Genomic DNA, 20,090 nt, shown 5'->3' on the forward strand with positions numbered 1-20,090 from the left:
AACCACCATGTCTGAAGGCTGGAATATTGCCGTACTGGGCGCAACGGGCGCCGTCGGCGAAGCCCTGCTCGACACCCTTGCTGAACGTCAGTTCCCGGTGGGTGATATCTATGCGCTGGCGCGCAATGAGAGCGCGGGAGAGCATCTGCGTTTTAGCGGTAAGTCGGTGATCGTGCAGGATGCTGCCGTATTTGACTGGACCCAGGTACAGCTGGCCTTTTTTGCCGCCGGCGTTGAAGCGACGGCGGCCTATGTTGATGAGGCGACCAATGCCGGTTGTCTGGTTATCGATCTCAGCGGTCTGTTTGCGCTGGAGCCGGACGTACCGCTGGTTGTGCCGGAAGTGAACCCGTTTGTGCTGGCCGATTATCGCAATCGCAACGTCATCGCCGTCGCCAACAGCCTGACCAGCCAGCTGCTGACGGCGCTGAAACCGCTGATCGATGAAGGCGGCCTGTCGCGTATCAGCGTGACCAGCCTGATCTCCGCTTCCGCATACGGTAAAAAAGCCGTTGATGCGCTGGCGGGGCAGAGCGCGAAGCTGCTCAACGGTATGCCAATCGATGATGAAGATTTCTTTGGCCGTCAGCTGGCGTTTAACATGCTGCCGCTGCTGCCGGATCGTGAAGGTAGCGTGCGCGAAGAGCGCCGTATTGTCGATGAAGTTCGTAAGATCCTCCAGGATGAAGGATTGATGGTTTCAGCCAGCGTCGTGCAGTCGCCGGTGTTCTACGGTCATGCGCAGATGGTGAACTTCGAAGCGATGCGTCCGCTGGCGGCAGAAGAGGCTCGCGATGCCTTCACTCGCGGCGAAGATATTGAGCTCTCCGCCGAGCGCGAATTCCCGACTCAGGTCGGCGATGCTTCAGGTACTGCGCAACTCTCCGTCGGCTGTGTACGCAATGATTACGGCATGCCGGAACAGATTCAGTTCTGGTCCGTTGCCGATAACGTCCGCTTCGGCGGCGCGCTGATGGCGGTGAAAATCGCGGAGAAACTGGTGCAGGAGTATTTGTACTGATGTCTGAGATGGAGCAGCAGCCGGTCTATAAAATCGCGCTGGGCATCGAGTACGACGGCAGCAAATATTACGGCTGGCAGCGGCAAAACGAAGTTCGCAGCGTGCAGGAGAAGCTGGAAAAGGCGCTCTCGCAGGTGGCAAATGAACCGATTAACGTATTCTGCGCCGGTCGCACCGACGCCGGTGTTCATGGCACCGGCCAGGTTGTGCATTTTGAGACCCACGCGCTGCGCAAAGACGCGGCCTGGACGCTGGGGGTCAATGCGAATTTGCCGGGCGATATCGCCGTCCGTTGGGTGAAACATGTCCCGGACGATTTTCACGCCCGCTTCAGCGCCACCGCGCGTCGCTACCGTTACGTCATCTATAATCACCGTCTGCGTCCGGCGGTGTTAAGCCAGGGCGTCACCCATTATCATCAGCCTCTGGATGCGGAGCGGATGCAGCGCGCCGCCCAGTGTTTGCTGGGTGAAAATGATTTCACCTCATTTCGCGCGGTGCAGTGTCAGTCGCGCACGCCGTGGCGAAATATTAACCATATTAGCGTCACGCGGTATGGCGCGTATGTGGTGGTGGATATCAAAGCAAATGCCTTTGTACATCATATGGTAAGGAACATTGTCGGCAGCCTGATGGAAGTAGGGGCCGGGAACCAGCCAGAGAGCTGGATAGCAGAACTTCTGGCGGCGAAAGACAGGAAGCTGGCCGCCGCGACGGCAAAAGCAGAAGGGTTGTATCTGGTGTCGGTAGATTATCCGGCCCGCTACGATCTGCCGGTGATGCCGATGGGCCCGCTGTTTCTGGCGGACTAACATTAACGCTTTATCCTTCAGGCTGCCCGCTTGTTGGCCGCATCTGAGCGTTCCGGTCGGGGAATTATTTCTACGACCGGAAACGAGCGGTTTGTTGTCGCACGGCATCCTGGCCGATTTTGTGTCGTGTCATTAAGGACTCATACAATATGGACCTGATTCGTTTTTTAATTGATTTCATCCTGCATATTGATGTTCATCTGGCTGAGCTGGTTGCCAGTTATGGCGTCTGGGTATACGCCATTCTGTTTTTGATTCTGTTCTGTGAAACGGGTCTGGTGGTGACGCCATTCCTGCCCGGCGATTCGCTGCTGTTCGTGGCCGGCGCGCTGTCGGCGCTGCCGACGAACGATCTGAACGTGCATCTGATGGTGGCATTGATGGTCATTGCGGCCATTGTCGGCGATGCGCTGAACTACACTATCGGACGGCTGTTTGGCGAAAAGCTCTTCAGTAATCCTGATTCGAAGATTTTCCGACGTAGCTACCTGGACAAAACCCATTCGTTCTATGAGCGTCACGGCGGCAAAACGATTATTCTTGCGCGTTTTGTGCCGATCGTCAGAACCTTCGCACCGTTTGTGGCGGGAATGGGCCATATGTCCTATCGTCATTTTGCCGCGTATAACGTGGTTGGCGCGCTGCTGTGGGTTCTGCTGTTTACCTATGCAGGCTACCTGTTTGGCGATTTGCCGATCGTTCAGGAAAACCTGAAGCTGCTGATTGTCGCCATTATTGTTCTGTCGGTGCTGCCTGGGGTCATTGAAATTATTCGCCACAAGCGCGCGGCGGCGAAGCAGACGAAATAACCCTCCTGCTTTTATCTGCGTCGGGCAGCAGCCTGCTGCCCGAAGAGGGAAGTGTGAGCGGTACGACCACTTTTTTATCCCATGTTACGGGATGTTATGATTTAATGTGCAACATTCATGGTCTGTAAGGGTCAAAAATGGCATTATGCGCCCCTTACGACAAAACTGGCATCGACCAGGTTCAGGCAGAAAGGTTATCAATGAGCTGGATTGAACGAATTAAAAGCAATATCACTCCCACCCGCAAGGCAAGCATTCCTGAGGGTGTATGGACTAAGTGCGACAGCTGCGGGCAGGTTCTGTACCGCGCAGAGCTGGAGCGCAACCTGGAGGTTTGCCCTAAGTGCGATCACCACATGCGTATGTCGGCGCGTAATCGCCTGCATAGCCTGTTGGACGAAGGTTCCCTGGTGGAGCTGGGAAGCGAGCTCGAGCCGAAAGATGTGCTGAAGTTCCGCGATTCGAAAAAATACAAAGACCGTCTGGCGTCCGCTCAAAAAGAGACCGGTGAAAAAGATGCGCTGGTGGTCATGAAGGGCACTCTGCACGAGATGCCGGTTGTCGCAGCAGCATTCGAATTCTCCTTTATGGGCGGCTCGATGGGCTCGGTGGTTGGCGCTCGCTTCGTGCGCGCGGTAGAACAGGCGCTGGAAGATAATTGCCCGCTGATTTGCTTCTCCGCTTCCGGCGGCGCGCGTATGCAGGAAGCGCTGATGTCGCTGATGCAGATGGCGAAAACCTCAGCCGCGCTGGCGAAAATGCAGGAGCGCGGTTTACCGTATATCTCCGTACTGACCGACCCGACCATGGGCGGCGTATCGGCGAGCTTCGCCATGCTGGGCGATCTCAATATCGCGGAACCGAAAGCGCTGATCGGCTTTGCGGGGCCTCGCGTTATCGAGCAGACCGTACGTGAGAAACTGCCGCCGGGCTTCCAGCGCAGTGAGTTCCTGATTGAAAAAGGGGCGATCGATATGATCGTTCGTCGCCCGGAAATGCGTCTGAAGCTGGCCAGCATTCTGGCGAAGCTGATGAATCTTCCGGCACCCAGCCAGGACGTCTCTCACGAAGGTGAGGTGGTGCCACCGGCACCGGATCAGGAACCAGAGGCCTGATAATTCGGAGGGCAGGCCTGACGGCGCTGCCCTTTTTTAATTCTATGCGCCATCATTCAAACTGCGGCGCGGCGGAAAGGCTAAAGCCCCGTCAGGACCCGGTCCAATGGACAGCGCGGGTGACGAGCGCTGCCGGCAAGAGGCAGTTTGAAGGATGAAGCGTATTTACCGTTAACACTCGCGGACATCATGGAAAAAAAACCTATTCCTCAGGCCACGTCGCCCCTGGCTACGTGGCTTTCCTATCTGGAACATCTGCACAGTAAAACCATCGATCTGGGGCTGACCCGCGTGAGCGAAGTCGCCGAACGGATGGCGGTGTTAAAGCCTGCGCCGTTCGTCTTCACGGTGGCGGGAACCAACGGTAAAGGAACCACCTGCCGCACGCTGGAGTCTGTGCTGATCGCGGCGGGCTACAAGGTTGGGGTTTACAGTTCGCCGCATCTGGTGCGCTATACCGAGCGCGTACGCGTACAGGGCGCGGAGCTGCCGGAAGCGGCGCATACCGCCTCTTTTGCTGAAATTGAAGCGGCGCGCGGTGAGATTTCCCTGAGCTATTTCGAGTTTGGCACGCTCTCTGCCCTGTGGTTGTTTAAGCAGGCGCAGCTCGACGTGGTGATCCTTGAGGTTGGTCTCGGCGGGCGTCTTGATGCCACCAACATCGTCGATGCGGATGTGGCGGTGGTAACCAGCATCGCCCTGGATCATACTGACTGGCTGGGACCGGATCGGGAAAGCATTGGCCGTGAGAAGGCCGGTATTTTCCGTGCCGGCAAACCGGCCGTCGTTGGTGAACCGGAGATGCCCCATACCATCGCCGAGGTGGCCGCCGGGAAAGGGGCAACGCTTCTGCGTCGCGACGTCGACTGGCGCTATGTCGCCGGCGAGCAGACGTGGTCATTCAGTGACGGAGAGGGGACACTGGCGGATTTACCGTTGCCTCAGATTCCGCTGCCGAATGCCGCCACGGCGCTGGCGGCGCTGCGAGCCAGCCGACTCCAGGTGAGCGATCGGGCAATTCGCGACGGTATTAAACAGGCGATGCTGCCGGGGCGTTTTCAGATAATCAGCGAAACGCCGCGCGTGATTCTCGATGTGGCGCATAACCCCCATGCGGCAGCCTGGCTCGCCGGACGTCTCAAAAGCCTGTCGAAAACGGGGCGCGTGCTGGCGGTTGTTGGTATGCTGCATGATAAGGATATTGCCGGCACGCTGGCAAACCTGACGGCGGAAGTGGATAGCTGGTACTGTGCGCCTCTGGAAGGGCCGCGCGGTGCAACGGCGCAACAGCTGCAGGAGCATTTGCAGGCAGGAAAAGCTTACGCCAACGTGGCTCAGGCCTGGCATGCGGCGATGGCCGATGCCAGACCGGAAGATACGGTGCTGGTGTGTGGTTCATTCCATACGGTGGCGCATGTAATGGAAGAAATAGAGGCGGGGAGAATCGGTGGCGAGTAAGTTTCAGAACCGTTTAGTCGGGACGATTGTGCTGGTCGCGCTGGGGGTGATTATCCTCCCGGGGCTGCTTGATGGTCAGAAAAAGCATTATCAGGACGAGTTCGCGGCAATTCCACTGGTGCCAAAACCGGGCGATCGCGATGAGCCGGATATGCTGCCGGCGGCGACTCAGGCTCTTCCGGCTCAACCGCCGGAAGGGGCGGCGGAAGAGGTCAGAGCGGGAGACGCCGCGGCGCCGTCATTGGATCCGTCGCGTATCCCGGTTAACAGCAACAGTTTCGATGATGTGCAGGAGCCGGTGGTCGCACCGAAGCCGCAGCCTCAACCGAAACCGCAGCCTCAACCGAAACCGCAGCCTCAGCCGTCGAAGCCGGTGGAGAAGCCGCAGCCGCAGCAACAAACCGTTGCCCAGACGCCGCCGGCGAAACCGGCCGAGATACCTGCTCCGACCGGCAAAGCCTATGTGGTGCAGCTCGGTGCGTTGAAGAATGCGGATAAGGTCAATGAAATCGTCGGTAAGCTGCGCTCCTCCGGGTTTAAGGTCTACACGTCGCCTTCGACGCCGGTTCAAGGTAAAATTACCCGTATTCTGGTCGGTCCCGATACCTCAAAAGATAAACTGAAAGGGCAGCTTGGCGACCTGAAACAGATCTCCGGCCTGAGCGGTGTGGTCATGGGATATAGCCCCAACTAATCTTGTCCCTCGCCGCGCTGGTGAGGGGCGAAGCTCCTGTCTGACGTGCTTTCAGGAGGCGCAAGACAGCATGGCGTTGAATGTTTTTTCAGCGCCATTTTTATTTCTGTAGGGCACGGAAATCCCTACGCAAACGTTTTCTTTTTCTGTTAGAATGCGCCCCGAACCGGATGACAGGGCGTAAATCGTGGGATGTTTATGGTCTGGATTGATTACGTCATTATAGCGGTGATTGGTTTTTCCTGTCTGGTAAGCCTGATCCGCGGCTTTGTTCGTGAAGCGTTATCGCTGGTAACCTGGGGATGTGCTTTCTTTGTCGCCAGTCATTACTACACTTACCTGGCTGTCTGGTTCACGGGCTTTGAAGACGAAATGGTCCGCAATGGGATTGCTATCGCGATACTGTTTATCGCAACGCTTATCGTTGGCGCCATCGTTAACTATGTGATTGGCGCACTGGTTGAGAAAACGGGCCTGTCGGGTACCGACAGGGTGTTAGGGATCTGTTTTGGCGCCCTGCGTGGCGTGCTGATTGTCTCTGCGATTCTGTTCTTTCTCGATAGTTTTACCGGTATGGCGAAAAGCGAAGACTGGCAAAAGTCAGAGCTTATCCCGCAGTTCAGTTTCGTTATCAGATGGTTTTTTGACTATCTGCAAAGCTCGTCAAGTTTCTTGCCCAAAGCATAAGCGTTGGGATGTGGCTGAACGAGGAAAAGACGTATGTGCGGTATTGTCGGTATCGCCGGTGTTATGCCGGTAAACCAGTCGATTTATGACGCGTTAACGGTGCTTCAGCATCGTGGCCAGGATGCCGCAGGCATCATCACTATTGATGCAAATAACTGTTTCCGTTTGCGTAAGGCGAACGGACTGGTGAGCGACGTTTTTGAAGCTCGCCACATGCAGCGTATGCAGGGCAATATGGGGATTGGCCATGTTCGCTATCCTACGGCGGGCAGCTCAAGTGCCTCCGAGGCGCAGCCTTTCTACGTCAACTCACCGTATGGTATTACGTTGGCGCATAACGGCAATCTGACCAACGCGCACGAGCTGCGTAAGAAGCTGTTTGAAGAAAAACGCCGCCATATCAACACCACTTCCGATTCTGAAATCCTGCTCAACATCTTCGCCAGCGAGCTGGATAACTTCCGTCATTATCCTCTGGAAGCAGATAACATTTTTGCCGCGATCGCTGCGACGAACCGTCAAATCCGCGGTGCCTACGCCTGCGTGGCGATGATCATTGGTCACGGTATGGTTGCCTTCCGCGATCCAAACGGCATCCGCCCTCTGGTGTTGGGGAAACGTGATGTTGGCGATGGTCGTACCGAGTATATGGTGGCCTCCGAGAGCGTGGCGCTGGATACCCTGGGCTTCGAATTCCTGCGCGATGTGGCGCCGGGTGAAGCGGTCTATATTACCGAGAAGGGCCAGCTGTTTACCCGTCAGTGCGCGGAGAATCCGGTCAGCAACCCGTGCCTCTTTGAGTACGTCTATTTTGCTCGCCCGGACTCGTTTATCGACAAGATTTCCGTCTACAGCGCGCGCGTCAATATGGGCACCAAACTGGGTGAGAAGATCGCTCGTGAATGGGAAGATCTGGACATTGACGTGGTCATTCCGATTCCGGAAACTTCCTGCGATATCGCGCTGGAAATTGCCCGTATCCTCGATAAGCCTTATCGCCAGGGCTTCGTGAAAAACCGTTACGTCGGCCGGACCTTCATCATGCCGGGCCAGCAGCTGCGCCGGAAGTCGGTGCGTCGTAAGCTTAATGCCAACCGCGCGGAGTTCCGGGATAAAAACGTGCTGCTGGTGGATGACTCCATCGTGCGTGGGACCACCTCGGAACAGATTATTGAGATGGCGCGCGAAGCCGGCGCGAAAAAGGTCTATCTGGCTTCCGCAGCGCCAGAGATTCGTTTCCCGAACGTTTACGGCATTGATATGCCGACGGCAACCGAGCTTATTGCCCACGGTCGCGAAGTGGACGAAATCCGCCAGATCATTGGCGCGGATGGCCTTATCTTCCAGGATCTGAACGATCTGATTGAGGCTGTACGTGTGGAAAATCCGGATATTCAGCAGTTTGAATGTTCGGTATTTAACGGCGTGTACGTCACTAAGGATGTGGACCAGCAGTACCTCGATTATCTCGACTCCTTACGTAATGACGATGCGAAAGCGGTGCAGCGTCTGAACGAAGTGGAAAACCTGGAGATGCACAACGAAGGCTAATTAACCCGAGCGTTGTGAAAAGCCCGCCGTCATCCGACCGCGGGCTTTTGTGTTTTTGCCGCGTGGCCGTAAGGCTTGCGTCCGGTGCTATAATCCGGCAAAGTCTGCCCCATTATGTGGAAGAGGCAATCATCGTGAAACGACTTATTATTGGTATCTCCGGCGCCAGCGGCGCCATTTACGGTGTGCGACTGCTTCAGATTTTACGCGATGTGCCTGATGTCGAAACGCATCTGATCATGAGCCAGGCAGCGCGGCAGACGCTGGCGCTGGAGACCGACTATTCTCTACGGGAAGTGCAGGCGCTGGCGGATGTGGTCCATGATGCGCGCGATATCGCCGCCAGTATCTCGTCGGGGTCGTTTAAGACCGCCGGCATGGCGATACTGCCTTGCTCGGTGAAAACGCTTTCCGGAATTGTTCACAGCTATACCGATGGTCTGCTGACCCGTGCGGCGGACGTGGTCCTCAAAGAGCGTCGTCCGCTGGTCCTGTGCGTGCGGGAAACGCCGTTCCATCTTGGTCATCTGCGCCTGCTGGTGCAGGCCGCAGAGATGGGCGCGGTGATTATGCCGCCGGTTCCGGCTTTCTACCATCGCCCGCAAACCCTCGACGATGTGATTAACCAGACGGTCAACCGGGTTATCGATCAGTTCGATATTACCCTTCCTCAGGATCTTTTTACCCGTTGGCAGGGACCTTCAGGCGCACTAAAGTAGTGCGTGCCGTGAACTTTTGCGCCTCCGCAGTGCAATTTTGTCGCCCCGATCAAATCCTCAACATTTAATTTGTTTTTTTGCGTTCGGCCACTGCGGTTTGTCCGTCAATGCTGTTATCTTCCCTCTTAAGACAATCCTGCAACTTTATATTAACAAATTTAACGCTGTTTCCAGCACGCACTGAGAAGATGGCATAAAACCTGCAGGATGAGTCGGCTACACATAACGAAGCAACGCACCATATAACAACATCACGACACTTAAGGGTATTGTATGAAGAAGACGATCCTGGCCCTCTCTTTAATCATGGGAATCAGCAGCGCTTCCAGCGTTTTTGCCGCGCTTCCGCAAAGCATTCGTATCGGTACCGATGCCACCTACGCGCCTTTCTCCTCGAAGGATGCGAAAGGGGATTTCGTTGGTTTTGATATCGATTTGGGCAACGAGCTGTGCTCGCGTATCAAAGTAAAATGTACCTGGGTGGGGAGCGACTTTGATTCATTGATTCCTTCGCTGAAGGCGAAGAAAATTGACGCCATTATCTCTTCCTTGTCGATTACTGAAAAACGTCAGCAGGAGATTGCCTTCTCTGACAAGCTGTATGCCGCTGACTCCCGTCTGATTGCGCCAAAAGGTTCATCAATCCAGCCGACGCTGGAATCCCTGAAGGGCAAACACGTCGGGGTACTGCAGGGTTCAACTCAGGAGGCGTACGGCAATGAACGCTGGCGTAGCCAGGGCGTGGATGTCGTTGCCTACCAGAACCAGGATCTGATCTACTCCGACCTTGCTGCCGGCCGTCTTGACGCTGCGCTGCAGGATGAAGTCGCCGCCAGCGAAGGCTTCCTCAAACAACCTGCCGGTAAAGATTTCGCCTTTGCCGGTCCCTCTGTCAAAGATAAAAAATTCTTCGGTGATGGTACCGGCATTGGCCTGCGTAAAACCGATGGCGAGCTGAAAGCCGCTTTCGACAGTGCGTTGGCTGAAATGCGTAAAGACGGGACCTACGACAAAATGGCGAAGAAATACTTCAACTTCAACGTCTACGGTGACTAAGCACGCCGCTGGCCCGGGAAACCGGGCCTGAGGGACTTCGCATGTCCACGATTGCACTAAATTGGTGCAAGTTTGCCTGCGGTGTTCCGATTTGGTGCATAAAAGGCGGTTTTGTCGGGCGCTTAATGCATAGTTAAGCGTTTATGGTGCGAAATAATTGGCTTCCGGGCGCAGAATGCTTTGCCTTACCGGGGCGAATAATGGCACGATAACTGCCGTAAGTACTTCTAATAAACTCGTTAGAATGACAGTCTGTTGAGGATAGTTATGAAAAAACTGGCGTTGTCTCTTTCTTTAGCGCTGGCCCTTTCCAGCGTTAGCACGGTATTCGCAGCCATTCCGCAAAAACTACGTATCGGTACCGATCCAACTTATGCCCCGTTCGAATCGAAAAATGCGCAGGGTCAGTTGATTGGTTTTGACATCGATTTGGCAAAAGAGCTGTGTAAGCGTATCAATACGCAATGTACCTTCGTTGAAAACCCGCTGGATGCGCTGATCCCCTCTTTAAAAGCGAAGAAAATCGATGCGATTATGTCTTCGTTGTCCATTACCGAAAAACGTCAGCAGGAAATTGCTTTCACCGACAAACTTTACGCTGCAGATTCCCGTCTGGTTGTGAAAAAAGGCAGTGATATCACGCCGGATCTCGCGAAACTGAAAGGCAAGCGTATCGGTGTGCTTCAGGGGACCACCCAGGAGACCTATGGTAATGAGCACTGGGCACCGAAAGGGATTGAAATTGTCTCTTATCAGGGCCAGGACAATATCTATTCCGACCTGACCGCCGGGCGCATCGACGCGGCGTTCCAGGATGAAGTCGCCGCGAGCGAAGGCTTCCTCAAACAGCCTGTTGGTAAAGATTACCAGTTTGGCGGTCCGTCGATTAAGGATGAAAAACTGTTTGGCGTCGGTACCGGCATGGGCCTGCGTAAAGAGGACAACGAGCTGCGCGAGGCGTTAAATAAGGCCTTCGCGGATATGCGCAAAGATGGCACCTACGACAAGCTGGCAAAAAAATATTTCGATTTTAACGTGTACGGTGACTAAGCATCATACGTACCCCATCGCGCGCATATTGGCGCGTGATGGTCGATGACAGACAGGGCAGACAGCATGCTGTACGGGTTTTCACAGGTTATTTTACAGGGCGCTCTTGTCACACTGGAGCTGGCTCTTAGTTCGGTTGTGCTGGCGGTCCTCATTGGTCTGGCGGGTGCCGGAGCTAAGCTATCGAGCAATCGACCGCTGGCGCTGGTATTTGAAGGCTACACCACGCTAATTCGTGGCGTGCCCGATCTGGTGCTGATGCTGCTGATTTTCTACGGTCTGCAGATTGCGCTGAATACGCTCACCGACGCACTGGGACTATCACAGTTTGATATTGACCCAATGGTCGCGGGGATTATTACGCTGGGCTTTATCTACGGTGCCTATTTTACTGAAACCTTCCGCGGCGCTTTCATGGCGGTTCCGAAAGGACACATCGAAGCGGCGACGGCCTTTGGCTTCAGTAACGGGCAGACCTTCCGGCGGATCCTCTTTCCGGCAATGATGCGCTATGCGTTACCGGGAATTGGCAACAACTGGCAGGTTATCCTCAAGGCAACGGCGCTGGTCTCTCTGCTGGGGCTGGAAGATGTGGTCAAAGCCACCCAGCTGGCGGGGAAAAGTACCTGGCAGCCGTTCTACTTTGCGATCGTCTGCGGTCTGGTTTATCTCGTGTTTACCACAGTTTCCAATGGTGTACTGCTGCTGCTTGAACGCCGTTACTCCGTGGGCGTGAAGAGGGCTGACCTGTGATTGAGATTATTCAGGAGTACTGGAAATCGCTGCTGTGGACCGACGGCTATCGCTTTACCGGGGTGGCTATCACGCTGTGGCTGCTGATCTCCTCGGTGGTGATGGGCGGCATACTGGCAGTATTTCTCGCTATCGGTCGTGTCTCTAGCAATAAATACATTCAGTTTCCGATCTGGCTGTTTACCTATGTGTTCCGCGGTACGCCGCTGTACGTACAGCTGCTGGTGTTTTACTCCGGGATGTATACGCTGGAAATCGTCAAAGGCACCGAGCTGCTGAACGCCTTTTTCCGCAGCGGCCTCAACTGTACGGTGCTGGCCTTAACGCTCAATACCTGCGCCTATACCACGGAGATTTTTGCCGGGGCGATCCGTTCCGTCCCTCCCGGGGAAATTGAAGCGGCGCGGGCCTATGGTTTCTCATCGGTCAAAATGTATCGCTGCATTATTTTGCCGTCTGCGCTGCGTATCGCGCTGCCAGCGTACAGCAACGAAGTGATTCTGATGCTGCACTCCACCGCGCTGGCTTTTACTGCCACCGTGCCGGATCTGCTGAAAATCGCCAGGGATATTAACTCGGCGACCTATCAGCCGTTCACCGCCTTCGGGATTGCCGCGGTGCTCTATTTAATTATTTCGTATGTGCTGATTAGCTTGTTCCGCAAGGCGGAAAAGCGCTGGTTGCAGCATATAAAACCTTCTTCGACGCATTGAGACCGCCATGTCCGACAATAAATTAAATGTTATCGATCTCCATAAACGTTACGGCGAGCATGAGGTGCTGAAAGGCGTCTCGTTACGGGCGCAAGCCGGAGACGTTATCAGCATTATCGGTTCATCGGGTTCCGGTAAAAGTACCTTTTTGCGCTGCATTAACTTCCTGGAAAAGCCCAGCGAAGGCACCATCGTGGTTAACGGGCAGAATATTGGTCTGGTTCGCGACAAAGACGGCCAGCTGAAGGTCGCGGATAAAAACCAGCTGCGTCTGCTGCGTACGCGCCTGACGATGGTGTTCCAGCATTTCAATCTGTGGAGCCATATGACGGTGCTGGAAAACGTCATGGAAGCGCCGATTCAGGTTCTCGGGCTGAGCAAGCAGGAAGCGCGCGAGCGGGCGGTGAAATATCTGGCGAAAGTGGGTATCGATGAGCGCCAGCAGATCAAATACCCGGTGCATCTCTCCGGCGGTCAGCAGCAGCGCGTCTCCATTGCGCGTGCGCTGGCGATGGAGCCCGATGTGCTGCTGTTTGACGAACCGACTTCCGCGCTTGATCCTGAACTGGTCGGGGAAGTGCTGCGTATCATGCAGAAGCTGGCGGAAGAGGGCAAAACCATGGTGGTAGTGACCCATGAAATGGGCTTTGCGCGCCATGTCTCTTCGCACGTCATTTTCCTGCATCAGGGCAAGATTGAAGAAGAAGGCCATCCGGATGAGCTGTTCGGCAATCCGAAAAGCCCACGCCTGCAGCAGTTCCTGAAAGGCTCCTTGAAGTAAGCCTTGCTGTCTCCCGGCGAAACCGCTCGCCGGGAGCAGATTACCGCTCCAGCCGATATACCCAGTCATCGTAATCGACGCCGTTCAGGTGGTAGGCTTTTTCCAGCACCTGAATCCGCACAAAACCGTGTTTTTCCAGCAGACGCGCCGACCCGATATTGTCACCCAGTACCCAGGCGTTGATGGCATTGACGCCGAGCTGGCTAAAGCCGTAATCACATATCGCCCGCAGCGCTTCACTGGCATATCCCTGACCCTGCGCCTCCGGGATGAGGGCATATCCGACATCGGCTTCATGCGGATTTTTACTGCTGATGCGCAGGCCGATATCACCGATGGCCACACCTTTTTTATCGCGCAGCACAAACACGCCGGGATCCGCGCAGCGCGCGGCAAACAGGGTACGCAGCGCGGGTTCATCGAGCATTTCACCCATAAAGCGCATGACCTGACGATCGCGACGCAGACGGAGGAAAAAAGGCCAGTCGGATAAGCTAAACGGCGAGAGGCGCAGGCGCGGGGTAGTGAGTATTGTCATAAAGCAGTCCATAAAGGTGAATGACTCCGCCACCTTAACACCATAAAGCGCCGGAATGTTTACGCGTCTAACCGACCGTCGGCGAAGCCTGGCGCTGATTTTCGAGCCCGCGAAGGTAGCGCAGCACGGTTTTGCTCTCTGGCGTAGCCCTCAATTGTAACGCCAGGTTGAGGTTATCCAGTACTGCCGCGTGGGCGACCAGCGGTGAGTCTTCGGCAAGACGTCCCTCCATAACCAGCCATCTGACGACGGTTTTCCAGCGCCACAGCGGCGAATTGCCCTTAACGCGCTGTACCGGTCCCGGAAACTGGCCCGAACCTCTCGCGCCATCTTTCAGCAGGGCAATGGCCTGTCGCGTCAGGCCGGCGAGTTCGGCAATATCGCTTAATCCTACCAGCGCGGAATCGACGGATTCGACCCGCGCGTTCAGAGCCGGTGCGGATTCGATATCGGCAATGGCTGACAGAATGGCCCGCTCGAGAGAGTCGCTTTCGCGAGCGAACTCCAGATAGACCGCGGTTCCGTAAAAACAGACCAGCGCATCAGCGCAGCCTGCCGTATGCACCGCATCCTCAAGCCCCTCGGTATGAACAGTGACGCCGGAGAGGGTGAGCGTAAAATTATACAGCGCCATGGCTAAATCCTTCTGGTGGTGAATTTTATTCGCTGTAGGCGGCTGGCAGCGGTCGACCATTCTGATGAGTTGCCGGGCGTGGTTAATGGGTACCGCAGGTGTACTCCAGATGCTCATCATATGCTCCGGATGATGGGCCGTACCGCATATTAATCGGCCAAAACAGTGGGCGCTTTTGCCGCCAGGGAGAAAAATCCAGCCCTGCGCCAGCGCGTAGTCAATGGCTGCTCTGATATGTTTATCCGGATGTTCCTTCATCGCTGGGTCCTGGTCATCCTGAATGAGGTGTTGACGATTGTCAACGGTTGGGGGTGTTGAGTTGTAGAGCGGGGGTTATGACAGAGTGAGAGGGAAGCGAATTCACAATTAAGGCGGGGCTAAACGGGCTCGTTTTACGCGCTGCGAGGTGGGTTCCACAAGATAATCGTCCAGGGAGACCGATGCGATCTCCCTGAGCGAAATGAACTAGCGCAGCATGTCGGCCAGCGCTTCTTCCAGATCGTACCAGCGGAAGCCAAAACCGGCATCCTCCAGGCGCCGGGGCAACGCCCGCTGCCCGCCGAGCACCAGTACCGACGACTCTCCCATCAGCAGGCGAATCGCCGTTGCCGGTACGCGGAAAATTGCCGGACGATTCAGCGCATGCCCGAGAGAATGGGCAAACTGTTCATTGCGGACCGGATAAGGGGAAACCATATTGAAAGGCCCGCTGAGATCGTTATCCAGCAGCCACAGAATGCCGTTGACCATATCATCGATATGAATCCAGGCCAGATACTGCCTGCCGTTACCAATAGGGCCGCCGAGTCCAAGCCTGAAGAGCGGCATCAGTTTGGCCAGGATCCCGCCCGTCGGCGCCAGCACCGCGCCGGTGCGCAGCAGGCAGACGCGGGTGCGATCGCTTTGCGCCTCGCAGGCCAGCTGCTCCCAGCGGGCGCAGAGTTTGTGGGTAAATTCATTGTGCGGCGGCTCATCTTCGGTCACCACAACTTCCCCGAGATCGCCGTAAAAGCCTACGGCAGAGCCGCTGATCAGCACGGCGGGTGGCGTATCGCTGGCGTTGAACAGATTCACCAGCTTTTGAGTGATATCCCAGCGGCTGTGACACAGACGCTGCTTTTGCTCCGCCGTCCAGCGTTTGTCGGCGATAGGTTCGCCTGCCAGATTGATGACGGCATCAATCTCATTGAGGTGATGATGGCCTTCGAAGCCGCGCCACAAGGTGACGCGGGCATCCAGCCGGGTTTGCGCTTTTTCCGGGCTGCGCGTTGATACCGTTACGTGATGCCCAAGCTCCAGCAGCCGGGGGATCAGATGCCGGCCAATCAGGCCGGTACCGCCAGTAAGCAGAATCCTCATAGCGCCTCCCTAAGAAGCTTAGCGCCGCCAGCTCATGGTCATTGAGACGGAGTCGGCGTAGCGCAGTGCATAAAGTTTATCGATCTCAACTTCAGCATAAGTGACCCAGTGATGTTCGCATGCGATATCGAGCACATCCTGAGTTAATTTTTCCAGCAGCGAGAAGCGGTTATTCTCAATATGGCTGATGATACGTTTGGTAATCGTGCGGTAATTCAGCGCATCGTTGATATCTTCACTGTTGCGTGACCGCTCCGCCGGGTAGTGAATCGCAACATTAACCACCACATCCTGGCGGTTAGCGATTTCTTCTTCTTTGATTCCGATAAAAGTACGTAAGCGTAGGTTCTTTATACGAATAATGGCGTCTGGCTGAGACATTGCAGGCTTCCTCCGTGTTGTCATTTCCGCAATCATACATGAAAGCAAGCCATGCGAGCAGGGGGGTTATTGGTGTTGTATTTTTATCAGCGCCTGCCCGGTGGCCGGACGCTGACGAATGCGTTCAAACCAGTTATGAATCGCCGGAAAATGCGCGAGATCAATACGCTGGCGAGGGTGGGCGCGAATCCACGGCCAGCAGGCAATATCGGCAATACTGTAATGTTCGCCGCCGAGCCATGGGCTGACCTCCAGACGACGGTTCAGTACGTTGTACAACCGCTGGGTCTCGACCTGATAACGCTCGATGGCATAGGGCACCGCCTGCGGCGCGCTGTGATTGAAATGGTGATTCTGCCCCAGCATAGGGCCTAATCCGCTGACCTGCCAGAACAGCCACTGTAGCGTGGTATGGCGCTCGCGCAGCTCACCGCTAAGCAGTTTTCCTGATTTTTCCGCCAGATAGAGCAGGATTTCACCTGACTCAAACAGGCCGAGCGGCGCTCCGCCGTCGACGGGGAGGTGGTCGACGATAGCGGGAATTTTATTATTCGGCGAGAGAGCGAGAAACTGCGGGCGAAACTGTTCCCCTTTATTGATATCGACCCGAATCAGGCGATAGGCCAGCTGCGCCTCTTCGAGAAAGAGAATGATTTTCTGGCCGTTAGGGGTGGGTGCGTAGTAAAGGTCGATCATGGTGACTCCCGCCGTCGTAGGTCGCACGTGTTCGAGTATAGGCGACCTGCCGCTATCCGGGAGGAGGGGCGCTAAATTTTGCCGGCAGGATCGGGACGGTCGCGTAACTCGTGCACCAGGCTGATAAAAGCCTTCAGCCCGGGCGGAACGTGGCGGCGGCCGGGATAATAGAGGCGTAGGCCGGCAAACGACGGACACCACTCATCCATCACGCTGACGAGCCTGCCGCAGGCCAGATCTTCTTTGATAAACCAGTCCGAGATAAAGGCCAGGCCGAGGCCGGCAAGTACCGCACGGTGGATGGCGCCCATTTCACTGAGGGTAATACGCGGCGGGACGTTAACCGTCAGCTTTTGTTGCTGGCGCTCCAGCTCCCAGTGATAGAGACCGCCGTGCGACATACGCATCCCGATGCTCTGATGATGCAGCAGATCTTCCGGGCTGTGCGGAATGCCGCAGCGGGCAAAATATTCCGCCGTACCGACGATACGCATCCGCACATCGGGCGTCAGCGTAACGGCAATCATATCCTGCGGCAGCGACTCTGCCAGGCGGATGCCGGCGTCGTAACCCTCGGCGACAATATCGACCAGCCGGGACTCGGTGGTGATGTCGAGACGCATGTCCGGGTAGCGCTTGAGGAAGGCATCGAACAGCCCGAACAGCAGGGCAACGCTCTCGCGTGGCGCATTGATGCGCAGTGTACCGGTCGGCATTTCCGGTTGAGTGGCAATCTCTTCCGATGCGCGCTGAATTTCTGCCAGCGCAGGCGCCACGCGCTCGACGTAGCGTCGCCCGGCCTCCGTCAGCGCAACGCTGCGGGTGGTACGGTTAAACAGACGTACGTTGAGCCGCGCCTCCAGTCCGGCGACGGCGTTGCTGATGGCGGTGGCCGACATGCCCAGCTCCCGGGCGGCCGCTCGGAAGCTCTGGCGGTGGGCTACGGCAAGGAGGACTTCCAGTTCAGTCAGACCGCTACGGTGCATAATTATCCCGATTTTCGTGACAGGCTGTGTTGATTATACCCTCTTATCGGGGCAATACGTCGACTCTATACTTCCCTTCATCAAATCAATGAGGAAGACGAATATGCTGCACATCGATAAAATTTATATCAACGGTGAATTTGTCACCCCGCACGGCAGCGAAACCTTTGCGCTGTTCAACCCGGCGACGGAAGAGGTGATTGGCCAGGCACGGCTGGCGGATGAAGAGGATGCCCGGCGCGCGATTGCCGCAGCAAAAGCAGCGTTTCCTTGCTGGTCACGGACGACGAAACAGCAGCGTCTGGATGTCCTTGAGCGGATGTACCAGGCCGTCCGGGCGAGAGAGGCGGATTTACGTGAGGCGATTGTGACCGAATATGGCGCCCCGGCTTCGCGCTCGCAATGGATGGCGGCATGGCCGGCGCAAACCATTAAACAGGCGATGGAGACGCTGGCGAGCTTCGAATTTGTTGAACCGGCGGGGCGTGCGCAGGTTGTGATGACGCCGGTCGGCGTGGCGGGGTTGATTACGCCGTGGAACAGCGATGCTGGTTTTATCTGTAGCAAGCTGGCGACGGCGATGGCGGCAGGCTGTACGACGGTGATTAAACCCAGCGAGATGAGCGCCTGGCAGACGCAGATCGTCACCGAAGCGCTGCACGCGGCGCAGATCCCCGCCGGAGTCGTTAACATCGTGACCGGACGGGGCGAAGTGGTGGGGGATATTATTAACCATCATCCCGATATTGCTAAAATTTCTTTCACCGGTTCTACCGCCGTAGGGAAACATATTATCGCCAGCGGTGCGCAAACCTTGAAACGCGTCACGCTGGAACTTGGCGGTAAATCACCGACCCTCATTCTGGATGATGCCGATATGCAGCAGGCGGTTTCGCTGGCGCTGGCGGCCGGATTTATGAATAGCGGGCAGGCCTGCATCGCCGGGACGCGAATTCTGGTGCCCGCCGGGCGTCTGGCGGAGTTTGAACAGGCTATTGTGCAGGCGATGGCGGACTATATCTCCGGCGATCCGCGCGACGCGCAGACGACAATTGGCCCGATGGTCAGCCGGAAACAGTGGCAACGGGTGCAGGATTATATTCGCCTGGGGCAGCAGGAGGGGGCAAGATTGCTTATCGGCGGTGAAGGGCGACCGCAGGGAATGGAAAAAGGCTGGTGCGTGAAACCGACCGTATTCAGCGATGTCCACAACCAGATGCGCATTGCGCGAGAAGAGATCTTTGGCCCGGTGCTGGTACTGATTCCCTATCAGGATCAGGCGCAAGCCATCGCGATAGCCAACGATACGACCTATGGCCTGAGCGCCCTGGTATTAAGCGGCGATCGGCAGCGTGGTCAGGAGGTTGCGCTGGCGATAGAGTCCGGGCGCGTGCTGGTCAATACCCTTGAACATGAACCGCAGGCGCCGTTCGGTGGCTTCAAGCAATCCGGGCTGGGACGTGAAATGGGCAAATGGGGAATGCAGGCTTATCTGGAGCCGAAAACGATGATCATCGGCTAGCCGTCAGGGGATGCAAAATCCTCATGGTGCGGTAAGTGACATCCCTTAAAAGACAGGATATGTTGACTTATCGCCCCATAATTTATTGAGGATGCCATGAGCCAGCCCGTCATTACCCTGTGGTCCGATTCGCGTTTTTTCTCGCCGTACGTGATGTCCGTCTACGTTGCCCTGCAGGAAAAAAGCCTGCCATTTGCTCTCAAAACCATCGATCTCGATAGCGGCGAAAACCAGCAGCCTGGCTGGAAAGGTTATACCGTGACCCGCCGCGTGCCGTTGTTAGAAGTGGAGGAGTTCGCGCTTAGCGAATCGTCCGCGATTAGCGAGTATCTGGATGAACGTTTCGCACCGCCGGAGTGGGAGCGGCTCTATCCCCACGATCTGCAAAAGCGGGCCCGGGCGCGGCAGGTACAAGCCTGGCTGCGCAGCGATCTGATGCCCATTCGCGAGGAGCGATCTACCGACGTGGTATTCGCGGGGCAAAAGAAACCGGAGCTTAGCGCCGCGGGCCGTAAAAGCGCGGACAAATTATTCGAAACCGCGTCTGAACTGCTGGCCCACGGCGGCAATAATCTGTTCGGGGAGTGGTCGATTGCCGATACCGATCTTGCCCTGATGATCAACCGGCTGGTGCTTAACGGTGATGCGGTCCCGGAGCCGCTGGCGGACTATGCGACATTCCAGTGGCAGCGGGCGTCGGTTCAGCGTTTTGTCGCACTGTCAGCTAAACGCGCGGGCTGATTCGAGGCAGCGGT

Annotated in this window: 22 protein-coding genes; 16 read left to right on the plus strand and 6 right to left on the minus strand. The window is 56.1% G+C overall.

Translation table 11 applies throughout. The annotated features are described in order from the left end of the window. The first annotated feature begins 7 nt into the window (after positions 1 to 7). The 14 genes from DSD31_RS07320 (at position 8) to hisP (ending at position 13,219) form a co-directional block, all read left to right on the plus strand. Positions 8 to 1,021, plus strand: a complete 1,014-nt coding sequence (locus tag DSD31_RS07320; protein ID WP_015583767.1) for an aspartate-semialdehyde dehydrogenase — start codon at positions 8 to 10, stop codon at positions 1,019 to 1,021. Next, positions 1,021 to 1,833, plus strand: a complete 813-nt coding sequence (gene truA / locus DSD31_RS07325; RefSeq protein ID WP_015583768.1) for a tRNA pseudouridine(38-40) synthase TruA — start codon at positions 1,021 to 1,023, stop codon at positions 1,831 to 1,833. Before DSD31_RS07320 ends, truA begins: the two co-directional genes overlap by 1 nt. Before the next feature lie 149 nt (positions 1,834 to 1,982). Beyond that, a complete protein-coding gene (locus tag DSD31_RS07330; protein ID WP_015583769.1) occupies positions 1,983 to 2,642 on the plus strand; it encodes a DedA family protein in 660 nt (219 codons plus the stop codon). A gap of 200 nt (positions 2,643 to 2,842) precedes the next feature. Next, positions 2,843 to 3,757, plus strand: coding sequence for an acetyl-CoA carboxylase, carboxyltransferase subunit beta (gene accD, locus DSD31_RS07335; protein ID WP_015583770.1), 915 nt, complete (start codon positions 2,843 to 2,845; stop codon positions 3,755 to 3,757). Between the two features lie 189 nt (positions 3,758 to 3,946). After that, a complete protein-coding gene (gene folC / locus DSD31_RS07340) occupies positions 3,947 to 5,215 on the plus strand; it encodes a bifunctional tetrahydrofolate synthase/dihydrofolate synthase (RefSeq protein ID WP_113990926.1) in 1,269 nt (422 codons plus the stop codon). Then, positions 5,205 to 5,909: a cell division protein DedD gene (gene dedD, locus DSD31_RS07345; RefSeq protein WP_015583772.1), complete on the plus strand. Its 705-nt coding sequence runs from the start codon at positions 5,205 to 5,207 to the stop codon at positions 5,907 to 5,909. Before folC ends, dedD begins: the two co-directional genes overlap by 11 nt. A gap of 198 nt (positions 5,910 to 6,107) precedes the next feature. After that, positions 6,108 to 6,596, plus strand: coding sequence for a colicin V production protein (gene cvpA, locus DSD31_RS07350; protein WP_004865201.1), 489 nt, complete (start codon positions 6,108 to 6,110; stop codon positions 6,594 to 6,596). 33 nt (positions 6,597 to 6,629) lie between these two features. After that, positions 6,630 to 8,147, plus strand: coding sequence for an amidophosphoribosyltransferase (gene purF / locus DSD31_RS07355; RefSeq protein WP_015583773.1), 1,518 nt, complete (start codon positions 6,630 to 6,632; stop codon positions 8,145 to 8,147). A 134-nt stretch (positions 8,148 to 8,281) separates the two neighbouring features. Further along, positions 8,282 to 8,866 (plus strand): UbiX family flavin prenyltransferase, encoded by a 585-nt coding sequence (locus DSD31_RS07360; RefSeq protein ID WP_015583774.1) that lies wholly within the window; start codon positions 8,282 to 8,284, stop codon positions 8,864 to 8,866. A gap of 273 nt (positions 8,867 to 9,139) precedes the next feature. Beyond that, a complete protein-coding gene (gene argT, locus DSD31_RS07370; RefSeq protein ID WP_004865192.1) occupies positions 9,140 to 9,922 on the plus strand; it encodes a lysine/arginine/ornithine ABC transporter substrate-binding protein ArgT in 783 nt (260 codons plus the stop codon). A gap of 267 nt (positions 9,923 to 10,189) precedes the next feature. Further along, entirely contained in the window at positions 10,190 to 10,972 is a 783-nt protein-coding gene (gene hisJ / locus DSD31_RS07375; RefSeq protein ID WP_015583775.1) for a histidine ABC transporter substrate-binding protein HisJ, read from the plus strand. Positions 10,973 to 11,038: 66 nt separating this feature from the next. Beyond that, positions 11,039 to 11,725 (plus strand): histidine ABC transporter permease HisQ, encoded by a 687-nt coding sequence (locus DSD31_RS07380; protein ID WP_015583776.1) that lies wholly within the window; start codon positions 11,039 to 11,041, stop codon positions 11,723 to 11,725. Continuing rightward, on the plus strand, positions 11,722 to 12,438 hold the full coding sequence (gene hisM, locus DSD31_RS07385) for a histidine ABC transporter permease HisM (RefSeq protein WP_004865184.1): 717 nt from the start codon (positions 11,722 to 11,724) through the stop codon (positions 12,436 to 12,438). The genes DSD31_RS07380 and hisM overlap by 4 nt, the downstream gene beginning before the upstream one ends. A 7-nt stretch (positions 12,439 to 12,445) precedes the next feature. Then, positions 12,446 to 13,219 (plus strand): histidine ABC transporter ATP-binding protein HisP, encoded by a 774-nt coding sequence (gene hisP, locus DSD31_RS07390; protein WP_015583777.1) that lies wholly within the window; start codon positions 12,446 to 12,448, stop codon positions 13,217 to 13,219. Between the two features lie 40 nt (positions 13,220 to 13,259). Here hisP and DSD31_RS07395 read toward each other — a convergent pair whose 3' ends face one another. From DSD31_RS07395 to DSD31_RS07425, 6 genes are all read right to left on the minus strand, one after another. Further along, complete coding sequence (locus DSD31_RS07395) at positions 13,260 to 13,757, minus strand: GNAT family N-acetyltransferase (protein WP_032718027.1); 498 nt, start codon at positions 13,755 to 13,757, stop codon at positions 13,260 to 13,262. Positions 13,758 to 13,824: 67 nt separating this feature from the next. Next, the gene (locus tag DSD31_RS07400; protein ID WP_113991383.1) at positions 13,825 to 14,391 is read right to left on the minus strand and encodes a DNA-binding protein; all 567 of its coding nucleotides are present in this window, start codon (positions 14,389 to 14,391) and stop codon (positions 13,825 to 13,827) included. Between the two features lie 465 nt (positions 14,392 to 14,856). Beyond that, positions 14,857 to 15,750: a TIGR01777 family oxidoreductase gene (locus DSD31_RS07410; RefSeq protein WP_015583780.1), complete on the minus strand. Its 894-nt coding sequence runs from the start codon at positions 15,748 to 15,750 to the stop codon at positions 14,857 to 14,859. A gap of 18 nt (positions 15,751 to 15,768) precedes the next feature. Further along, positions 15,769 to 16,131, minus strand: a complete 363-nt coding sequence (gene folX / locus DSD31_RS07415; protein ID WP_015583781.1) for a dihydroneopterin triphosphate 2'-epimerase — start codon at positions 16,129 to 16,131, stop codon at positions 15,769 to 15,771. 66 nt (positions 16,132 to 16,197) lie between these two features. After that, the gene (yfcG, locus tag DSD31_RS07420) at positions 16,198 to 16,827 is read right to left on the minus strand and encodes a GSH-dependent disulfide bond oxidoreductase (protein ID WP_015583782.1); all 630 of its coding nucleotides are present in this window, start codon (positions 16,825 to 16,827) and stop codon (positions 16,198 to 16,200) included. Between the two features lie 71 nt (positions 16,828 to 16,898). Then, positions 16,899 to 17,813 (minus strand): LysR family transcriptional regulator, encoded by a 915-nt coding sequence (locus DSD31_RS07425; RefSeq protein WP_015583783.1) that lies wholly within the window; start codon positions 17,811 to 17,813, stop codon positions 16,899 to 16,901. Between the two features lie 103 nt (positions 17,814 to 17,916). Between DSD31_RS07425 and DSD31_RS07430 the strand changes: the two genes are divergently transcribed. Both DSD31_RS07430 and yfcF read left to right on the plus strand, forming a co-directional pair. Continuing rightward, complete coding sequence (locus DSD31_RS07430) at positions 17,917 to 19,335, plus strand: aldehyde dehydrogenase family protein (RefSeq protein ID WP_048756690.1); 1,419 nt, start codon at positions 17,917 to 17,919, stop codon at positions 19,333 to 19,335. A 96-nt stretch (positions 19,336 to 19,431) separates the two neighbouring features. Beyond that, positions 19,432 to 20,076, plus strand: coding sequence for a glutathione transferase (yfcF, locus tag DSD31_RS07435; RefSeq protein WP_015583785.1), 645 nt, complete (start codon positions 19,432 to 19,434; stop codon positions 20,074 to 20,076). The last annotated feature ends 14 nt before the right edge of the window (positions 20,077 to 20,090 follow it).

The sequence above is a fragment of the Klebsiella sp. X13 genome, from assembly GCF_003323835.1.
GTDB lineage: Bacteria > Pseudomonadota > Gammaproteobacteria > Enterobacterales > Enterobacteriaceae > Klebsiella > Klebsiella ornithinolytica.